Annotated in this window: 18 protein-coding genes; 8 read left to right on the forward strand and 10 right to left on the reverse strand. The window is 70.8% G+C overall.

Annotated features, from left to right (window positions below; translation table 11 throughout):
• Positions 1-112 precede the first annotated feature (112 nt).
• From ACFUCU_RS14040 to ACFUCU_RS14060, 5 genes are all read left to right on the forward strand, one after another.
• On the forward strand, positions 113-694 hold the full coding sequence (locus ACFUCU_RS14040; protein WP_290258636.1) for a heme-binding protein: 582 nt from the start codon (positions 113-115) through the stop codon (positions 692-694).
• 14 nt (positions 695-708) lie between these two features.
• Positions 709-3,117, forward strand: coding sequence for a Tex family protein (locus ACFUCU_RS14045; RefSeq protein ID WP_377973140.1), 2,409 nt, complete (start codon positions 709-711; stop codon positions 3,115-3,117).
• A 201-nt stretch (positions 3,118-3,318) separates the two neighbouring features.
• Complete coding sequence (locus ACFUCU_RS14050) at positions 3,319-4,713, forward strand: OFA family MFS transporter (protein ID WP_290258634.1); 1,395 nt, start codon at positions 3,319-3,321, stop codon at positions 4,711-4,713.
• Position 4,714: 1 nt separating this feature from the next.
• Positions 4,715-4,858 (forward strand): hypothetical protein, encoded by a 144-nt coding sequence (locus ACFUCU_RS14055; RefSeq protein WP_290258633.1) that lies wholly within the window; start codon positions 4,715-4,717, stop codon positions 4,856-4,858.
• Between the two features lie 2 nt (positions 4,859-4,860).
• A complete protein-coding gene (locus tag ACFUCU_RS14060; RefSeq protein ID WP_377973141.1) occupies positions 4,861-6,687 on the forward strand; it encodes a gamma-glutamyltransferase family protein in 1,827 nt (608 codons plus the stop codon).
• Between the two features lie 35 nt (positions 6,688-6,722).
• On the opposite strand, the gene ACFUCU_RS14065 is transcribed toward ACFUCU_RS14060, so the two are convergent.
• The 6 genes from ACFUCU_RS14065 to ACFUCU_RS14090 form a co-directional block, all read right to left on the reverse strand.
• A complete protein-coding gene (locus ACFUCU_RS14065) occupies positions 6,723-7,142 on the reverse strand; it encodes a hypothetical protein (RefSeq protein ID WP_377973142.1) in 420 nt (139 codons plus the stop codon).
• A 153-nt stretch (positions 7,143-7,295) separates the two neighbouring features.
• Positions 7,296-8,045, reverse strand: coding sequence for a YqjF family protein (locus tag ACFUCU_RS14070; protein ID WP_377973143.1), 750 nt, complete (start codon positions 8,043-8,045; stop codon positions 7,296-7,298).
• A complete protein-coding gene (locus ACFUCU_RS14075) occupies positions 8,045-8,824 on the reverse strand; it encodes an isocitrate lyase/phosphoenolpyruvate mutase family protein (protein WP_377973144.1) in 780 nt (259 codons plus the stop codon). The genes ACFUCU_RS14070 and ACFUCU_RS14075 overlap by 1 nt, the downstream gene beginning before the upstream one ends.
• Positions 8,825-8,884: 60 nt before the next feature.
• Complete coding sequence (locus ACFUCU_RS14080) at positions 8,885-9,274, reverse strand: DUF1622 domain-containing protein (protein ID WP_377973145.1); 390 nt, start codon at positions 9,272-9,274, stop codon at positions 8,885-8,887.
• Between the two features lie 47 nt (positions 9,275-9,321).
• Positions 9,322-10,236 (reverse strand): SDR family oxidoreductase, encoded by a 915-nt coding sequence (locus ACFUCU_RS14085; protein ID WP_377973146.1) that lies wholly within the window; start codon positions 10,234-10,236, stop codon positions 9,322-9,324.
• A gap of 94 nt (positions 10,237-10,330) precedes the next feature.
• Entirely contained in the window at positions 10,331-11,233 is a 903-nt protein-coding gene (locus tag ACFUCU_RS14090) for an MSMEG_6728 family protein (RefSeq protein WP_377973147.1), read from the reverse strand.
• Positions 11,234-11,378: 145 nt separating this feature from the next.
• On the opposite strand from ACFUCU_RS14090, the gene ACFUCU_RS14095 reads away from it, so the two are divergent.
• On the forward strand, positions 11,379-11,951 hold the full coding sequence (locus ACFUCU_RS14095; protein ID WP_364138584.1) for a hypothetical protein: 573 nt from the start codon (positions 11,379-11,381) through the stop codon (positions 11,949-11,951).
• 82 nt (positions 11,952-12,033) lie between these two features.
• Here the strand turns inward: ACFUCU_RS14095 and ACFUCU_RS14100 are convergent, their stop codons facing one another.
• Together ACFUCU_RS14100 and ACFUCU_RS14105 are read right to left on the reverse strand one after the other, a co-directional pair.
• A complete protein-coding gene (locus tag ACFUCU_RS14100; RefSeq protein WP_377973148.1) occupies positions 12,034-12,696 on the reverse strand; it encodes a transglycosylase family protein in 663 nt (220 codons plus the stop codon).
• Between the two features lie 219 nt (positions 12,697-12,915).
• On the reverse strand, positions 12,916-15,543 hold the full coding sequence (locus ACFUCU_RS14105) for an ABC transporter (protein ID WP_377973149.1): 2,628 nt from the start codon (positions 15,541-15,543) through the stop codon (positions 12,916-12,918).
• 48 nt (positions 15,544-15,591) lie between these two features.
• Here ACFUCU_RS14105 and ACFUCU_RS14110 point away from each other — a divergent pair, with 48 nt between their 5' ends.
• Entirely contained in the window at positions 15,592-16,725 is a 1,134-nt protein-coding gene (locus ACFUCU_RS14110; RefSeq protein WP_377973150.1) for an adenosine deaminase, read from the forward strand.
• A gap of 38 nt (positions 16,726-16,763) precedes the next feature.
• Here the strand turns inward: ACFUCU_RS14110 and ACFUCU_RS14115 are convergent, their stop codons facing one another.
• Entirely contained in the window at positions 16,764-17,738 is a 975-nt protein-coding gene (locus ACFUCU_RS14115; RefSeq protein ID WP_364138574.1) for an aldo/keto reductase, read from the reverse strand.
• A 108-nt stretch (positions 17,739-17,846) separates the two neighbouring features.
• Positions 17,847-18,290 carry a DUF2177 family protein gene (locus ACFUCU_RS14120; RefSeq protein ID WP_290258620.1) on the reverse strand — a complete coding sequence of 148 codons (444 nt, stop codon included), beginning with the start codon at positions 18,288-18,290 and terminating at the stop codon, positions 17,847-17,849.
• A 138-nt stretch (positions 18,291-18,428) separates the two neighbouring features.
• On the opposite strand from ACFUCU_RS14120, the gene ACFUCU_RS14125 reads away from it, so the two are divergent.
• The gene (locus tag ACFUCU_RS14125) at positions 18,429-19,295 is read left to right on the forward strand and encodes a DUF1295 domain-containing protein (protein ID WP_377973151.1); all 867 of its coding nucleotides are present in this window, start codon (positions 18,429-18,431) and stop codon (positions 19,293-19,295) included.
• Positions 19,296-19,382 lie beyond the last annotated feature (87 nt).

Here is a 19,382-nt window from a genome sequence, read left to right on the forward strand (position 1 = left end):
CGTGCCTCTTTTGCCAAGCTACCAAAGCCCACCGACAACAAAGCCTCCGGGCCCCTGGCGCCGCCGCCAGGTCTGGCCGCGCCGCGAGGACCGGCGTAGGGTCGGTACGACCATGACCGAACAGCAGCCCTTTGACCTCGTGCGGAGCTATCCGCACTTCGAACTCCGCCGCTACCCCGCCCACGTTGTCGCCGAGGTACAGGTCAACGCCCGGTTCGACCGGGCCGGAAACGCGGCATTCCGCTACCTCTTCAATTACATCAGCGGCGCCAACACCGCCGGGCAGAAGGTGGCCATGACCGCCCCGGTACTGCAGGCTTCCGGATCCGGGCAGAAAATCGCCATGACCGCACCCGTGCTGCAGCAGGGTCCCCTGCCGGGCAGCGACGGCCCGGCGGACTTCGCCGTGGCGTTCGTGCTCCCGGCCGGCATGACGGCGGAGACGGCGCCGGTGCCCACCAGCCCCGAGGTGCACATCCGTTCCGTGCCCGGGTCCCTGGCCGCGGCCGTCCGGTTCTCCGGCGCCGGAACCGAGGACGCGTTCCGGCGCCGCCTCGAGGGCCTGCACGCGGCGCTGGGCCTCGCCGGCCTCACCCCCGTGGGACCGCCGCGGTTCGCCCGGTTCGACCCGCCGTTCAAGCCCTGGTTCCTGCGCCACAATGAGGTGGTCCAGGACGTGCGCGAGCCCGGATAGGGCAAAATGGCTGGGTGAACTCCAGCTCCCAGCACCGTCCAGCCACCGCCATCGACACCCTGATTGCCGAGGAGCTGGGCGTCAAGGCCTGGCAGGTAGAGGCGGCGGTGGCCCTGCTCGACGGCGGCTCCACGGTGCCCTTCATCGCCCGGTACCGCAAGGAAGCCACCGGCACCCTGGATGATACGCAGCTGCGCACCCTGGAGGAGCGCCTCCGCTACCTGCGCGAACTCGAGGACCGCCGCCGGACCATCCTCGAAGCGATCGCCGCCCAGGGCGCCCTGACCCCGGAACTGGAGGCATCCGTCGTCGGGGCCGAGACCAAGTCCCGGCTCGAAGACATCTACCTGCCCTTCAAATCCAAGCGCCGCACCAAGGCCCAGGCCGCCCGCGAGGCCGGGCTGGAGCCGCTCGCGGACACGCTGCTCAAGCACCCGGACCGCGACCCGGAGCGGGAAGCGGCCCGCTACCTCAACCCCGAGCACGCCGTTGGGGACGCCGCCGCCGCGCTCGCCGGCGCCCGCTCCATCCTGGTCGAACGCGTCGCCCAGGACGCCGACCTGGCCGAGACGCTGCGCGAGCGGCTCTGGACCCAGGGCCGGATGGTCTCCCGCGTGAAGAAGGGCAAGGAGGCGGAGGGCCAGAAGTTCAAGGACTACTTCGAGTTCGCCCAGGCGCCGGCCGGCATGCCCTCCCACCGGGTCCTCGCGCTGCTGCGCGGCGAGAAGGACGGCGTGCTGGAGCTGGACCTGAGCGAGGCGGCCCCGGACGACCACGCCGCCCTGGCCGCCGCCCGCGCCCGCTACGAGGCCGCCATGGCCAGGTTCCTCGGCGTCGCCGACCGCGGCCGGCCCGCCGACGCCTGGCTGCTGCAGACCGCCCAGCAGGCGTGGCGCTCCCGGGTCCTGACCCGGCTGAGCGGTGACCTGCGCAGCCGGATGTTCTCCGCCGCGGAGGACGAGGCCGTGCGGGTCTTCGCCGCGAACCTCCGCGACGTGCTGCTCGCCGCCCCGGCCGGGAACAAGGCCACCCTGGGCCTGGACCCGGGACTGCGGACCGGCGTGAAGGTCGCCGTCGTGGACGGCACCGGCAAGGTCGTCGCCACGGACACGGTCTACCCGCACGCACCGGCCCGGAAATGGGACGAGGCGCTCCGCACCCTCACCGCCCTGGCCCGCAAACACGATGTACAACTGGTCGCGATCGGCAACGGCACCGCCTCCCGCGAGACGGACAAGCTCGCTGCCGAATTGATCAAGCAGCTCGGGGCCGGGTATGCCGCCCCGCAGAAGCTCGTCGTCTCCGAAGCCGGAGCGTCGGTCTACTCGGCCTCGGCGCTCGCCGCAGCGGAGCTGCCCGGAATGGACGTTTCCCTGCGCGGCGCCGTCTCGATCGCCCGGCGGCTGCAGGACCCGCTCGCGGAGTTGGTGAAGATCGAACCCAAGTCGATCGGCGTCGGCCAGTACCAGCACGACGTGACGGCGTCGAAGCTGGACCGCAGCCTGGACGCCGTCGTCGAAGACTGCGTCAACGCCGTCGGCGTGGACGTCAACACCGCCTCCCCGGCGCTGCTCAGCCGGGTGGCCGGCGTCGGGCCGCTGCTGAGCGAGAACATCGTGGCGTACCGGAACGAGCACGGGCCCTTCGCCAAGCGCAGCGAGCTGAAGAAGGTACCGCGGCTGGGTGCCAAGGCCTTCGAACAGTGCGCCGGCTTCCTCCGGATCAGCGGGGGAGCGGAGCCGCTGGATGCCTCCAGCGTGCACCCGGAGTCCTACCCGCTGGCGCGCCGGATCAAGGCCGCCGCCGGTGCGGGCAGCGTCGCGGCGTTGAACCCGCAGGAGTTCGTGGACGGCAGCTTCGGCCTGCCCACCGTGCGGGACATCATCGCCGAACTGGAAAAGCCGGGCCGCGACCCGCGGCCCGAGTTTGCCGCGGCGAGCTTCCGTGAGGGCGTGGAGAAGATCTCGGACCTGGTGCCGGGCATGGTGCTGGAGGGGACGGTCACCAACGTGGCGGCGTTCGGCGCGTTCGTCGACGTCGGGGTGCATCAGGACGGGCTGGTCCACGTCTCCGCGCTGGCCAACCGGTTCGTCGCCGACCCGCATGAGGTGGTCAAATCCGGCCAGGTGGTCCGGGTCAAGGTGCTCGAGGCCGACCCCGAGCGCAAGCGCATCTCCCTAACGTTGCGGATCGACGACGAACCCGGCGGCGGTGCACCGCGCCAGGGCGGCGGGAGTGAGCGCGGGGGCCAGGCCGGCGGTGCACCGCGCCAGGGCGGCGGCGACCGGCGGGGCGGGGCCGGCGGCGAGCGTCGGGGCCAGCGCGGGCCACGGCCGGCGTCGGCTCCGAAGGCGCCTGCCGCCCCGGCGCCGGGGAACACGGCGATGGCCGAAGCCCTTCGGCGGGCGGGACTCGGGAAGTAGCGCCTACCGTTCGTCGCGAAAATGCTACCGCTCATCGTGAAACCGCCCGTCGTGACTTCGGAACCTCGACGCCGCCGTGTGATCTGCACCATGATTGCCGAAGGCAACGGCCCAAGTGAGGCCTTTCGCCTCTGTGCCCCGGGGAGGCGCAGATCAAACTGCGGGGACGGCGTCGTCCCCAACTGAGCAAGGGGAGCACCAATGGGCTGGCTGGACCGTGACCGCACAATCGCCCCTCCGGGGTTCAACCGCTGGCTGGTTCCGCCCGCCGCGCTCGCCGTGCACCTGTGCATCGGCCAGGCCTACGCCACCAGCGTGTACAAGACCGCCCTGGTCAAACACTTTGGCGCCAGCCTGACCGAGATCGGCATCATCTTCTCCATCGCCATCGTGATGCTGGGCCTCTCCGCCGCCATCATGGGCACCTGGGTGGACAAGAACGGCCCGCGCAAGGCCATGTTCACCTCGGCCATGTTCTGGGCCAGCGGCTTCCTGATCGGCTCCCTCGGCATCTTCACCCGCCAGCTGTGGCTGGTCTACCTGGGCTACGGCGTGGTGGGCGGCATCGGCCTGGGCATCGGCTACATCTCGCCGGTGTCCACCCTGATCAAGTGGTTCCCGGACCGGCCGGGCCTGGCCACCGGCATGGCCATCATGGGCTTCGGCGGCGGCGCGCTGATCGCCAGCCCCGTCTCCACCGCCCTGCTGAAGGCCTACGACCCCAACTCCGGCGCCCAGGGCTGGGTGGCCAGCGGCGACGCCGTCGGCAAACTCTTCCTGACCCTCGCCGTCGTCTACCTCGCCTACATGCTCTTCGGCGCGTTCACCATCAAGGTCCCCGCCGACGGCTGGAAGCCCGCCGGCTTCGACCCGTCCAAGGTCAAGGCCGCCAAGCTGGTCACCACGGACAACGTCTCGGCCAAGAACGCGGTGAAGACCCCGCAGTTCTGGCTGGTCTGGGTGGCGCTGTTCTGCAACGTCACCGCCGGCATCGGCATCCTGGAACAGGCCGCCCCGATGATCCAGGACTTCTTCCGCCAGCCCGGCGGCACCTCCCTGGTCAGCGCCGCCGTCGCCGCCGGTTTCGTAGGGCTGCTGTCCATCGGCAACATGGCCGGCCGCTTCGCCTGGTCCGCCACCTCCGACGTCACCGGCCGCAAGCGCATCTACATGGTGTACCTCGGCGTCGGCGCCGTACTGTACGTGCTGCTGGCCCTGGCCGGATCGTCCACCACCATCCTCTACGTGGCGCTGGCGTTCCTGATCATTTCCTTCTACGGCGGCGGCTTCGCGACCGCCCCGGCCTATCTGCGGGACCTCTTCGGCACCTTCCAGGTGGGCGCGATCCATGGCCGGCTGCTGACCGCCTGGTCTGCTGCCGGCGTCGCCGGGCCGCTGATCGTCAACGCGTTCCTCGACGCCCAGGGCACCCCGGGCAAGCTCAACGCCGCGTCCTACCAGCCGGCGCTGCTGACCATGGTGGCCCTGCTGGTGGTGGGCTTCGTGGCCAACCTGATGGTCAAGCCCGTCGCCGCCCGTTTCCACGAACCCCGTCCCGAGAGCAACCGCTCCACCGAACCCGCCATGGAGGCCTGAGATGAGCACCCAGCACCCGCACGGAGCCGACACCCCCGTCAACGCGTCCCCCGCACGGCTGACCATCGCGTGGGCCCTCGTGGGCCTGCCGCTGGCTTACGGCGTCTACGAGACGCTGACCAAAGTGACGGCGCTGTTCGGCTGAGCATGACGTTTACCGCTCCGGACCAGTTCACCACCCGGCCCACCCTGCAGGGTACCTTCGGCATGAGTGCCTCAACGCACTGGCTGGCGACGGCGGCCGCGCAGGCGGTGCTGGAACGCGGCGGCAACGCGTTCGACGGCGCCGTCGCGGCAGCCTTCGTCCTGCACGTCGTCGAGCCGCACCTCAACGGGCCGGGCGGGGACATGACCGGCGTCTTCGTCACCGCGGCGGACCCGGACACCCCGGTGGTGCTCATGGGCCAGGGCCCGGCGCCGGCCGCCGCCACCGCGGAGCACTTCCGCAGCGAGGGCCTGGACCTGGTTCCCGGGTCCGGGGCCCTCGCCGCGGCCGTGCCCGCCGCCGTCGACGCCTGGCTCCTCCTGCTGCGCGACCACGGCACCTGGGAACTGGACGCGGTGCTGGAGTTCGCGATCGGCTACGCCCGCGACGGCCACCCGCTGCTGGGCCGGGTGGGCGCCACGATCGCGACCGTGGCCGAGCTGTTCCGCGAGCACTGGCCCAGCTCCGCCGAGCTGTGGATGCCCGGCGGCACCATCCCCGCCGAGGGGGAACTGTTCCGCAACCCCGCGTACGCCCGCACCCTGGAACGTCTGGTCGCGGCGGGCGTCGCGAAGTCAGGCTCCCGCGAGGACCGGATCGACGCGGCCCGGCGCGAATGGAGCGAGGGGTTCGTGGCCAGCGCCATCGTCGCCTCCGTCCAGCTCCCGCACCGGCACTCCTCCGGAACGGACCACGCCGGCGTCTTGGCGGCCGAAGACCTGGCCGGGTTCCGCGCCGGGTACGAGCCCGCCGCCACCGTCGAGTTCCGTGGCCACACCATCGCCAAGACCGGACCCTGGGGACAGGGCCCTGCGTTGCTGCAGACACTCGCGATCCTGGACAGGTTTGAGGACCGGTACCTGGACCCGTCGACCGAGCTCGGGGCCCACACCATCCTGGAGGCGCAGAAACTGGCGTTGGCGGACCGCGAGGCCTACTACGGCGACACCGACGTGCCGCTGGACTACCTGCTCTCACCGGACTACTGCGCCGAACGGCGGGCCCTGATCACCGAGCGGGCCTCCCACGATTTCCGCCCCGGCACGGTACCGGGCCGGGAACCCTACCTGCCGCCGCTGCGGACCGAGTACACGCCGCCCGCGTTGGTCCACGACGGCGCCGGGCTTGCCCCGGCGGGGCTGGGCGCCGGGGAACCGACGGTGGCCCGCACCGGGGAGACCCGCGGCGACACCTGCCACGTGGACGTCGTCGACCGCTGGGGCAACATGGTCTCCGCCACCCCCTCCGGCGGCTGGCTGCAGTCCTCCCCGGCCATCCCGGAGCTGGGATTCTGCCTGGGCACCCGGCTGCAGATGACCTGGCTCGAGGAGGACACCCCCTCCACCCTGACGCCGGGGGAACGGCCCCGCACCACGCTGACGCCCACCCTGGTTCTCCGCGACGGTCAGGCCGTCACAGCCCTCGGCTCACCCGGCGGCGACCAGCAGGACCAGTGGCAGCTGCCGTACCTGCTGCGCACCATCGTGGGCGGCTACACGCCCCAGCAGGCCATCGACGCGCCCACGTTCCATACGACGTCGATGCCGGGCTCCTTCTGGCCCCGCACCTGGGAACCCGGCGGCGCCGTGGTCGAGGAACGGCTGGGCGAGGAGGTCATCGCCGGGCTGAAGCGCCGCGGCCATGTGGTGACGACGGCGCCGGGCTGGAGCCTGGGCCGGATCTCTGCCGTCGCGCGGGACCCGGAAACCGGCGTGCTGCAGGCGGCCGCGAACCCACGGGGCGCGCAAGGGTACGCCGCGGGACGGTAACCCGGACGCGGCGGCGTGGTCAAAGACCGGCCTGGCTACCGGGAGCCGCCGTGCTCCAGGCAGACCGTCGTCGTGAACTGCTCGATAGTGTCCGGTGTTCCGGGCGCGTTGGTGAAGAGCGAAACTGCCGCTGAGGCCTCTCCGGAAGCGAAGCGGCCGCCTGTGGCCGGCAACGTGAGCGTGACGGTTTCGGTTTCGCCCGTGCAGGGGCGCTGGCCCGTACCGGCGCCACCGACGACGTCGGGCTCGGACGGTGTTGCCTGGCTGAGGACGAATCCGACGCCGGCGCTCCGGCCCTCATCGCACCGGTAGCTGAGCCTGACCCTCACGTCCGCGCCGTGGCTGCGGAGGGCTGCCGCCTCGATGCTGACCGGAGCGCCGTCGTCGGCCCGGGCGGGATCCGCGGCCGCGAATAATGATCCGCACAGGACGGCTGCTCCCGTCAGGGCGACCATGCGGCGTCTAAGAGGTGGGGAGATGTGCTCCATGATGTGCCTGCCTTGGCTCCCGGGGGTGGAGACCGGACCCCATCCACTACACGCCTCCCCGGGCGCGACGGACAGGGAAGAAAGACCCTTGAAGCCCGTCAGAACGGATCGGGGAGCGCCTCAGCCCCGCCCGGAGCTCGCCCGGCCGGAACCAATCAGTGCCCGGGGCCGGCCGAACTGGGTCCGGACCCCGGGGGAGTACAGCACCGACTCCGGCGGCCCGGCCACCGCGATCCCGGCCGCGGCCACCAGCCCGTCCTCCAGCCGCGCGATCCGCGCCGGGTACAGCGGCCAGGGAGTGTGCGTGTTGGGGATGTAGAGCGTCTGGCCGTGGAACCGGGAATGCAGCCCGAACCGCGCCGTCAGGTGCACGGACAGCGGGTCTCCGGCATCGCCGTCGTAGTCCGGAACCACGGCAAAGTCGCTGGCCGCACCGCCCCGGAACCGCCGCACCGTGTACCCGGTGGCCGGGTCCTCCGGGGTCGGCGGGCGGTAGCAGTCCCTGGACCAGACGTAGGGGATGCCCGCGGCCCGCGCCGCGACGACCACCGCCAGCCGGGAAGCGTCCAGGGACAGGAACACCACGCCCCGGGTGCCGTCCGGTTCCCGCGAATAGAGCCGGACGTTGATCTCGGTGAAGCTGCCGAAATACGGGATGGCCGGGCCGGTGCCGATGCCCGCGCCCTGCATCCGGAAGCCGATCAGGCCCACCCAGGCGGACCCGTCGAACTCGTCCGGCTCCGCCCCCGCGGGCATGAGACGCGCGGCGGAGGCCCGGGGGATGCGCCAGTGCAGGAACACGGCGTCGCTCCAGCGCTGGTCCATGATGACCGGGCGGGGCAGCTCCGGCGCCGCGGGCCAGGGATCCATCAGTTCAGCGGCCGGGTGCCGTCGGGCAGGGCGCCGCCGGCGAGGAGCTGGGCGGCGGTGTCGGCCAGGGCGGTCAGCGCCACCCGCTGGGTCCACGGGCCGTAGGAGATCCGGGCGACGCCGAGTTCCTGCAGCCGGGCCGGGGCCAGGGAGCCGGGGACGTTGATGACGGAGACCTTGTTCCAGCCGATCCCGTCCACCAGCGCCGCGACGGTCTCCTCCTCCAGCAGCCCCGGCACGAACACGGTGGTGGCGCCGACGTCCAGGAAGGCGCGGCCGCGTTCGATCGCGTCGGCAAGGACCTCGCGCCGGTCCCGGTCCTTGCCCTTGAGGAACGCGTCCGTGCGGGCGTTGAGGACGAAGTCGATGCCCTCGTCCGCGGCGGCCTCGCTGACCGAGCGCATCTGGGCGATGGCGTCCGCCAGGGGACGCATCTGGTCCTCGATGTTCGCGCCGACGACGCCGACGCCGATAGCCTTCCGCACGGCTTCGCCGGGGGTGCCGTAGCCCGATTCGAGGTCGGCGCTGACCGGCAGGTCCGTGGCCGCCGTGATCCGGCCGATCGCGGCGATCATCTCATCCAGCGGGATGTTCTCGCCGTCCTCGTAGCCCAGGGAGGCGGCGATGGAGTGGCTGGCCGTGGCGAGGGCCCGCGTGCCGGGCACGTCGCCGATGACCTTGGCGCTGATGGCGTCCCAGACGTTGACGACCTGGAGGATCTCGGGGGCTTGGTGCAGGCGCAGGAGTTCGGTGGCTTTGGAGGCTGTGGTTTCCGTCATTTCGCGAGCCTAACCGGGTGCGAGGGTCCCGGAACAGGGGTTTTGCTCAGGGATGAACGGTCAGGCCGCGCCGGCCTCGGCCCGGCTGCCGGCGGACGGCTTTTGCCAGGGCCAGCGGCCGGTGATTTCCAGTTCCAGCGAGAAGCTCAGGAACGTCCTGATCAGGACAATGATGGCCAGGACGGCGACGCTCTCAAAGGTGGGGGTGATGGCCACGGTGCGGATGATGTCCGCCGCGACCAGCAGCTCTAGACCCAGCAGGATCGAGCGGCCCAGCAGCTGACGGTAGGACCGATACTTCGAGAGCGGCTCCGAATCCGCGGCCAGACCGCGCGGCTGGACGCCCCGCAGCGCCATCGGCAGCGACACCAGGGCGCCCACCACCATCACCGCCACCCCGGCGAAGTCCATGAAGCCGCCGACGGCCTCGATGATGATCCTGAAGTCCATGCTGCTCCTTGGGACGGGTGGGTGGCGTGGTTCTGCTGCTGTCCGAGTTAGGGGTGGCGGACGCCGACGCCGGCCAGCACGGCGCGGTAGCCCTCGCGGTAGCTGGGGTAGGTGAACTCCAGGCCGGTGCCGCGCAGTAGGGCGTTGCTGACCTTCTTGTTGCCGCCGCGGGACGGTTCCCCTGAACGGCGGCCGGCGGTTGGGCGATCACTGCCGGTGTGTTCGCCGCCGTCGGTGTCCTCGGGCTGCGGGGTGGGCAGGCCTAGCTCCGCGGCGAGGAAGGTGAGGACGTCCGCCATCTCGGCCGGTTCGTTGTCGACGCCCAGGTAGAGCGGTGCTGGTTCGGCCTCCATGGTGCAGAGGCGCACGATCGCGGCGGCGGCGTCGTCGCGGTGGATGCGGTTGGTGAGCTTGGAACCGGCCGGCAGTGTGGCCTTGCCGCCGCGGACCATGTCGATCAGGCGGGTCCGGCCGGGGCCGTAGATCCCGCCGAGCCGCAGCACCACCGGGGCGATCCCCGTACCTTTGAGCCGCTCGGCCAGCAGCTGCTCAGCCTCGAGGATGATGCGGCCGGAGAAGCCGCCGGGGTTCGGTGCGGTGGTCTCGTCCACCCAGTCGCCGTCGGCGTCGCCGTAGACCGCCGTGGAGGAGACGAACAACACCCGCCGCACGGGAGCCCCGGAGGCGAGGACGGCGTCGAGCACCCGGGACAGGCCGTCCACGTAGGCGGCGCGGTAGGCCTCCTCGGTGGGCGAGTCGGCGGCGACGGCCACGACGACGGCGGTGGTGTCCGCCGGGACGGGCGGCAGCTCACCACGGGTCAGGTCCGCCGCAAAGCCTTCGATCCCGGCAGGCAGCTTCTCCGGCGAGCGTCGCCAGCCCGCCACGCGGTGTCCGGCGGCGGCAAACCGCAGCCCGGCCTCAGTCCCCAGGTCGCCGCATCCGGCAAGCAGAACAGTCATACCGGCAAGTCTGCCAGCAAATCGGAGGGGCTCTGTGCCGGGTCGGATCGGGCCGGTTGGGAGCGCGCCGGCGCCCCGCCCCGACCCCGCCCGCCTAGCGCGCGGGGATCGGGAAGAAGAGCCGGGGGTCCTGGAGCAGTGCCGGGTAGTCGAAGTCCTCGCGGGCGATGACCTCGTCCACCTCGAAGTTGCGGGCGAACCGGCCCTCCACCTCGATCGGACGGCCCACGACCTTGCCGACGGCGAAGGTGCGGCCGGCGTCGAACGGGACAGCCACCACGGACTTGCCCGGGAGGGTGGTGAACGCCTCCTCCTGGGCCAGGCGCTTGCGGGTGGGCTTCTTCGGCTGCGGCTTCTGGGGCCGCTTCTTGGCGTTCTTCTCCGGCCGGCGGGAAGTGGGCTCGGCGTAGACGAACTGGTACTCGCCGTCGTCCGGGGCCGCGCCCTTGCCGCGCACGGGCGGCAGGCTCACGGTCAACAGGTCCGAGGGATCGGTGCCCTCGACGGGAAGCCGCAGGATCCACATCTTCTCGCCCTCGGGGTCCTCCGGCAGCAGCTCGAGCTTAGGCTCGGGCCAGAGGTACTCCAGGTCCGGGTCCGTGCCGGGGAAAACATCGGCGTAGAACGCAGGCTCCTTGGCCAGCAGGCGGGACCGGTGGGCGAGGTGGAACCCGGGGTCGCCCAGCCAATACGGCATCTGGATCCGGTCCGCGTAGTCCGGGTGGCCGGCCTGCGGCGCGAATTCCAAGATCCGGCCGCGGGTGTTGTCTTCCCCGCCGCGGGCCACCCATTCATCCACCATCGCCAGGCCGTACATGGTCAGCGCGGGGACGTGGCCCATCCACATCCGGACGGCCGGGTGGGTCTGCCAGCCGTACTGGGGGATGACCAGGGCGCGGAGCACCTGGAGGGCCTCGACGCGCTGTTTGCCCAGCCGGGCACGGTCCAGGGCCGCGGCGCTTTGCCGGAAATCGGAGTAGGGCAGGAAAGTTTGCATCTCTCCAGTTTGAGGCCGCGGCCCCGCATCGCCAATTGCGGGCCGTCCGGGGTGAGCGTGTTCACATGTCGGGCGCCTACAGACAGCTCCCAGCCGGGAGATTTATCATGGATCGGAATCACCCACGCTCCACGGAAGATCCGCCATGACCCCTGAAACCACGGCGCCTTTTGCGCCCAAATACGGACAGATGCTCAGCCCGGAAGCCAACGGCATCCTGGTGCTCGAGGAATTCACCCTGGATCCGGCCGCAGCCCGCAAGGAACAGCACGGCTTCCGCGCGGCCCTCGCGTCGGTGGCGCTGACAATGCGTAGGATCCTCGCGTTCCGCATGCTGATCGCCCTGGTCGCCATCGCCAACCTGCCGCTGTTCCTGCTCTCCAGCGGCTGGGAAATCTACGTGGTGTCCGTGGCCCTGGTGGTGGCCGTCCACGCCGCGGTGACCTGGCTGAACCGGCACGAGCCGCGGCTGAAGCAGCGCCGGATGCTGGAACTCCACCTGCACCGGGAGCGCAGCGACAACTACCGCAAGGTCCGCGACGCCGTGAAGTACGTCATCGACACCCCCGCCCGGATGAACGAGCAGCTCTACCTTGAGCTCCTCGCCGCCAAGCGCGTAGCCCTGAACCTGGCCCACGGCACGGTGGCGCTGCTGGACACCAGCGACGACGCCGCGTGGAAGGTCCGCATCATCCGCGAGCTGCCCCGCACCGCCTGAGCAGCTGCAGAGACAACAAACGACGACGCCGGAGCGGCCCCCCAAGGCCGCCCCGGCGTCGTCGTTTTGTCGTGTCTGAAAGCTAGGCCGGAAGCTGCAGGACCTGCCCGGCGAGGACCAGGTTCGGGTCGCTGATGGTGTCCGTGTTGGCGTCGGCCAGGGCCTGCCAGCCGCCCTTGATGTTCAGGTGCTCGGCGATGGTGCTGAGGCTGTCGCCGCTCTGCACGGTGTAGGTCTTGCCGCTGAGGGCCACCGGGGCCGCATGCCGGGCAGGAACGGGTGCCTGGATCGGGGCGGCCTGGGGTGCGGCCTTGACGGGGGTGCTCTGGACAGGGTTGCTCTGGACGGGGGCAGACTGGACGGGAACGCTGGCCGCAGCCCCGCCGCCCCCGCTGAGGCCAAGCTGCGCGGCGCAGGACGGCCACGCGCCCCAGCCCTGGCTGGCCTGGACGTTCTGGGCGACGGCGATCTGCTGCTCGCGGGTGGCGTTCGCCGGGGAGCCGGTGCCGCCGTTGGCCGCCCAGGTGCTCTGGGTGAACTGCAGGCCGCCGGAGAATCCGTTGCCGGTGTTGGTGCTCCAGTTGCCGCCGCTCTCGCACTGGGCGAGTGCATCCCAGGTGGAGGTGGACGTGGCGGCGGGGGTCGCGGCGCTGGCGGCGGTGGCGGAAAGGGCGACGCCGGCGGCGGAGATGGCGGCCAGGGCGGCGCCGCGGCGCGCGGCAGTGGTGAGGGTTGAAGTCTTCATGTGGTTCAGCTGCTCCTGAGGGCCACCTGCGCTCGGCCCGTCCCCGGGCGTTGTCGCGCCACTGCCCGCCCCTGACAATAGAGGTCATCTGCGGTGTCTGCCGGTCGGGCAGTTCTGGTGGAGGCAGCACCGGGCATGCGATCGCCCGATTTCGGGCATCCGCCCACGCTAGGACAGACCGCAGCATGTTTCAACCCCGCCGCCCGGGAAATGCGCAGGTCAGCGGGCCAGTACGGCCGCAAGGTACGGCGCGGTGCGGCTCTTGGCGGAGCGGGCGACGGCGGCCGGTTCGCCCGCGGCAATGATCCTGCCTCCGGCGTCACCGCCCGCCGGGCCGAGGTCGATCACCCAGTCCGCGGCGGCCACCAAGTCCATCTCGTGCTCGACCACCACCACCGTGTTTCCGGCGTCCACCAGGCGGTGCAGCTGCGCCATCAACAGCTCGACATCGGCCGGGTGCAGCCCGGTGGTGGGCTCGTCCAGCAGGTAGAGCGAATGCCCGCGCTGGGCGCGCTGAAGTTCGGTGGCGAGCTTGATCCGCTGCGCCTCGCCGCCGGAGAGCTCGGTGGCGGGCTGGCCCAGCCGGAGGTAGCCCAAGCCCACCTCGCGGAGCGTCTGCAGGGCGCGGGACGCGGCCGGCACGGAGGCCAGGAACTCGGCGGCGGCGTCCACCGTCATGCCCAAAACCTCCGCGATGTTTTTGCCCCGGTAGGTGACCTCCAGGGTTTCCGGGTTGTACCGGGAGCCGTGGCATTCGGGGCACGGGCCGTAGCTGCCGGGCAGGAAGAGCAGTTCGACGGCGACGAAGCCCTCGCCCTGGCAGGTCTCGCAGCGGCCGCCGGCGACGTTGAAGGAGAACCGGCCGGCGCCATAGCCGCGGGCCTTGGCCTCGTCCGTCGTCGCGAAGACCTTCCGGACCGCGTCGAACAAGCCGGTATAGGTGGCCAGGTTGGAGCGCGGCGTCCGGCCGATCGGTTTCTGGTCCACCCTCACCAGCCGGTCGATCAGCTCCAAACCGGTCACGGGCCCGACGGTCAGCGGTTCGGTGAGCTCCCCGGCGTCCTCGGCGTCCTCCGGGTCGGCGGCGGAACCGACGGGGGTGCCGGCAGCGCCGCCTCCGGACGTGCCGTCGCCGTCAGCGCCGCCGTTGTCCCCGTGCAGCCAGCGGCCGGTCACCTCGGCCAGGACCTGGCTGACCAGCGTGGATTTCCCGGATCCGGAGACGCCGGTGACGGCGGTCAGGACGCCCAGCGGGAAGTCGGCGTCGAGGTGCTGCAGGTTGTGGCGGCTGATGGCGCGCAGCTGGAGCCACCCGGACGGTTCCCGGGCATCGCCGTCGTCGCCGCGCGAACCCGCACCGCCGTCGTCGCGCGCCCTGGAAACCGAAGCGGCCTCGGGGAACAGGTACGGCCGCGTCACCGAGGCGTCCACCCCGGCGAGGCCGTCCACCGGGCCGCTGTAGAGCACCTCGCCGCCACCCTCGCCGGCCCGCGGACCCACGTCCACCAGCCAGTCCGCCCGCCGCACCACGTCCATGTTGTGCTCCACCACGAACACCGAGTTACCGGCGGATTTCAGCTGGTCCAGCACCGCGAGCAGGGGTTCGGCGTCGGCGGGGTGTAGGCCGGCGGAGGGCTCGTCCAGGACGTAGATAACGCCGAACAGCCCGGACCGCAGCTGGGTGGCGATCCGCAGCCGCTGCATCTCGCCGGGGGAGAGGGTGGGGGTGGAGCGGCCCAGCGCCAGGTAGCCCAGGCCCAGGTTCAGCAGCACGGTGACCCGCTGCAGCAGGTCACGGGTGATCGCAACCGCCACCTCGTTGGTTTCCCCGGACGACTGTTTCCGCGAGGCCGTCCCTGCGCCGGTCAGCTCGGTGGTGGGCCGGATGATGTCGGCGAGTTCGCTCATCGGGGCCGCGTTCAGCTCGGCGATGTTCCGGCCCGCGAAAGTCACGGCCAGGGCCTCGGGCCGCAGGCCGCTGCCGCCGCAGCGCGGGCACGGACCGGTCTCCATGAACTTCAGGACCTTCTCGCGCATGGTGGAACTCTTCGAGTCGGCCAGGGTGTGCAACACGTAGCTGCGGGCGCTCCAGAACCGGCCCTTATACGGCTTGGCGACGCGGTCCCGCTGCGGCGTCACCTCCACCACGGGCTGCTCCTCGGTGAAGAGAATCCAGTCGCGGTCCTTTTTGCGCAGCTTCCGCCAGGGGGTGTCGATGTCGTAGCCGAGGTGGCTGAGGATGTCGCGGAGGTTCTTGCCCTGCCAGGCGCCCGGCCACGCGGCGATCGCGCCGTCGCGGATACTCAGGTCGGCGTCCGGGACCAGCGAGGACTCCGAAACGGTGTGGGCGATGCCCAGGCCGTGGCATTCCGGGCAGGCGCCGGCGGCGGTATTGGGCGAGAACGCGTCCGAATCCAGCGGGGCGGCACCGGCCGGGTACGTGCCGGCGCGGGAGAAGAGCATCCGCACCGAGTTGGACAGCGTGGTCACCGTGCCCACGGTGGAGCGCGAGCTGGGCGTGCCGCGGCGCTGCTGGAGCGCGACGGCGGGCGGCAGCCCGGTAATCAGCTCCACCTTGGGATTGTGGCCCTGCTGGATCAACCGCCGGGCGTAGGGCGCCACCGACTCGAAGTAGCGGCGCTGGGCCTCGGCGTAGATGGTGCCGAAGGCCAGCGAGGACTTGCCTGAGCCGGACACCCCCGTGAACGCGACGATCGCGTCGCGGGGGACGTCGACGTCGACGTTGCGCAGGTTGTTCTCACGCGCGCCGCGGACCCGGACGAACCCGTCCGAGGGCGCCTCGGGCGCAAGGCCGGGGAAATCGGAAGCCTGCTGATCATTCTGCATTGTATTGACTCTATCCGGCCCGGCCCGCGTCGGGCATATCCTTACCGAATGGAAAGTTACGACGGTGGCGCTGGGGCGCCGCAGGCAGTTAATGGGGCGCCGCAGGCGGAGCCGGCAACGGGACATGCAGCGGAGAACCCAGCAGAGGCCCGGCCCGAGGGGGTCCCCGACTTCGTGGAGGTCCCGGAGGAAGTCCACGGCCCGCTGCCCGTGGCGGAACTGCACCTGCACATCGAGGGGACGCTGCAGCCGGAGCTGATCTTCGCGCTCGCGGAGCGGAACAACATCACCCTGCCGTACGCGGACCTTGACGAGCTGCGGGCCCGCTACGAGTTCACGGACCTGCAGTCGTTCCTGGACCTCTACTACGCCAACATGGCCGTGCTGCAGACCGAGCAGGACTTCGCGGACATGATCCGGGCTTACCTGTCCCGTGCCGCCACCGCCGGGGTCCGGCACGCGGAGATCATGCTGGACCCGCAGGCGCACCTCTCACGCGGCATAGCGCTCGAAACCTGCGTCAACGGCGTTGCCTCCGTGTTGGCTACCTCGCAGGAGGAGTTCGGCATCTCCACCCTGCTGATCGCGGCGTTCCTGCGCGACCTGTCCGAGGAGTCCGCCCTGGAGGTGCTGGAGCAGCTGCTGGCGATGAACGCCCCGTTCGCCGGGATCGGCCTGGACTCCGCGGAGGTGGGCAACCCGCCATCGAAGTTCGAGCGGCTCTTCGCCCGGGCCAAGGACGCCGGGCTGCACCGGATCGCGCACGCCGGCGAGGAGGGCCCGCCGTCGTACATCGTCGAGGCGCTGGATGTCCTGGACGTGGAGCGGATCGACCACGGAATCCGCTGCATGGAGGACCCGGACCTGGTGGAGCGCCTGGTTCAGGAACTGATGCCGCTGACCGTGTGCCCGCTCTCCAACGTCCGGCTCCGCGCGGTGGACACCCTGGCCGAGCACCCGCTGCCGGGCATGCTCGCCGCGGGCCTGAACGTCAGCGTGAACTCGGACGACCCGGCGTACTTCGGCGGCTACGTGGACGACAACTTCACCCAGCTCAGGAGCGTGATCGGCCTCTCCGAGTTCGACTGTGTCCGGCTCGCGGCGAACTCCATCCGGTCCTCGTTCGCCAGCGAGGAGCGCAAGACCGAGCTGCTGGCCGAGCTCGCCGCCTCCGGCCGCTAGGGCGGAGGCGGCTAAGCCGGAGGCGGGGCCGGGAGAGCCTAGGCGTCGATGCTGCCCATGTCCGGGTAGCGTCCGCCGGCGGCCACCCCTGCCGGTGCCAGCTCCTCCAGCCGGGCCAGGTCCTCGGCGGTGAGTTCGACGTCGACGGCTCCGAGATTCTCCTGCAGCCGGTCGCGCTTCTTGGTGCCGGGGATCGGGACGATGTGCTCGCCCTGGGCCAGCAACCACGCCAGCGCCAGCTGCGCCGGGGTGCAACCCTTGGCGGTGGCCAGCTCGGTCACCCGGTCCACCAGCTCCAGGTTGCGGGTGAAGTTCTCGCCCTGGAATCGCGGGGAGTGGCGGCGGAAGTCGTCGGGCGCGAAGTCGTCCTCACTGCGCAGCTGCCCGGTGAGGAAGCCGCGGCCCAGCGGGCTGTAGGGGACGAAGCCGATGCCCAGCTCGGCCAGGACCGGGAACACCTTGGTCTCCGGCTCCCGCTCCCACAGCGAGTACTCGGTCTGCAGCGCGGTGATCGGGTGCACGGCGTGTGCCCGGCGGATGGTGTCCGCGCTGGCCTCCGAGAGCCCCAGGTACTTGACCTTGCCGGCCTGGACCAGTTCGGCCATGGCGCCGACGGTCTCCTCGATCGGCACGGTCTTGTCCACCCGGTGCTGGTAGTACAGGTCGATGTGGTCCACGCCGAGGCGCTGCAGGCTCGCGTCACACGCGGCCCGGACGTACTCGGGCTTGCCGTTGATGCCCACCCAGGAGCCGTCCTCGCGGCGTTCGTTGCCGAACTTGGTGGCCAGCACCACGTCGTCGCGGCGCCCCTTGATCGCGCCGCCCACCAGCTTCTCGTTGGTGAAGGGCCCGTACATGTCGGCGGTGTCCAGCAGGGTGCCGCCGGCGTCGAGGAAAGCGTGGATGGTGGCGACGGATTCCTGCTCATCGCCCTTGCCGTAGAACTCGCTCATGCCCATGCAGCCGAGGCCCAGGGCGGAGACGGTAAGCGAACCAAGCGTGCGGTGTTCCATGGGGGTTCTCCTGACACAGTGGGAGGGCCGCGGATCGGCCCCCTGGGGAGCGGGGGTGGCGGCGATCAGGCCACTGTAGCCAGCCTGATTGCCCGGAGCAACGGTCGTTCAGTCCCCGGGAGTCACGGCGCCGGCGCGGTGTCGGTGCAGCCGCAGGATCAGGGCCACCAGCGGGCTGACGGCGGCGCACACGGCGGCGCCCCAGGCGATGTCCGTGACGGCGACGACGGCGGGGAAGTCCTTGAGCACGGCGAACGCCGTGAGCGCCCACGTGGCGTAGGTGAAGAAGCCGAAGAGCGCCCCGGACCCGGCCCGGCTCCGGAGGCTGGCGCGGCTGTCCGTCGGGCGGACGCCGTAGTGGACGATCCCGGCGACAAAGACCAGGTAGAACAGCACGGCGCCGGCGGCGTTGAAGCTGGCCGGGAGCAGGTGGCCGATCTGGCTGCGGTACTGCGGGGTGGCCACGGTGAGGATCCAGATGGCGTCGACGGCGGCGAAAATCACGGCGGTCACCGCGTAAGCCAGCAGCCATTTCCTGAGCGGACGGGTCATGAGGGGCTCCTTCTAGGGGTGATGCGTGTTCAGCGGTGGGGCGTGGCCGGGGGAGCCGGAACTTTCCCCAATACTAGTTCGTAGGCTTAGTAGTCAGTGCCGGCACCGGGACCCGGGCCGCCTAGGGAAGGAACGTCCATGAAAGAGTCCGAACGCAAGGCCCTCGCCGCCATTCCGGTGGTGGTGCTGCTCGGAGCCGGGCTCGCCTGGGCCGGAAGCCAGAACGGGGCGGCGGCCGGCGGCATCCCGGTGTTCACCCTGGCCGTGGCGGCCGCCTTCATCATCCAATGGCTGGCGTTCATTCCGGCCTACCTTCGCCAGACGGAGCGCTTCTACGACCTGACCGGGTCGCTGACCTACATCGCCGTCACCGTGATGCTGATGCTGCTCACCCCCGGAATCGACGCCCGAGGCTTCTTGCTGGCGGCCCTGGTGCTCGTGTGGGCCGCCCGGCTGGGGTCCTTCCTGTTCCGCCGAATCAGCAAGGCCGGCAAGGACGACCGCTTCGATGAGATCAAGCCCTCGTTCGTCCGCTTCCTCAGCACATGGACCATGCAGGGAATCTGGGTGGCCTTCACCGCCGCCGCGGCCTGGGTGGCCATGACCTCGGCCAACCGCGTGGGGCTGGACTGGTTCGCCCTGATCGGCGTGCTGGTCTGGATCGCCGGGTTCGGCATCGAGGCGACGGCGGACCGGCAGAAGGGCAAATTCAGCGCGGACCCGGCCAACAAGGGCAAGTTCATTCACACCGGGCTCTGGGCGAAGTCCCGGCACCCCAACTACTTCGGCGAGATCCTGCTCTGGGTGGGCGTCGCCATCATCGCCCTGCCCGTGCTGCAGGGCTGGCAGTGGGTGGCCCTGATCTCCCCGGTGTTCGTCGCCCTTCTGATCACCAAGGTCAGCGGCGTCCCGCACCTGGAGAAGAAGGCGGACAGGAAGTGGGGCGGCCAGGCCGACTACGAGGAGTACAAAAAGAACACCCCGGTGCTCATTCCCAAGCTCTGACCCACGTAACTACGCCGCGTCATATCCGGTCACGACACCGGTCCAATCGACGCGCCCGGTCGCGGATGCCGGGGAACCTTGGCAAAA

It is taken from the genome of Arthrobacter sp. NPDC057259 (assembly GCF_042668995.1).
Taxonomy (GTDB): domain Bacteria; phylum Actinomycetota; class Actinomycetes; order Actinomycetales; family Micrococcaceae; genus Arthrobacter.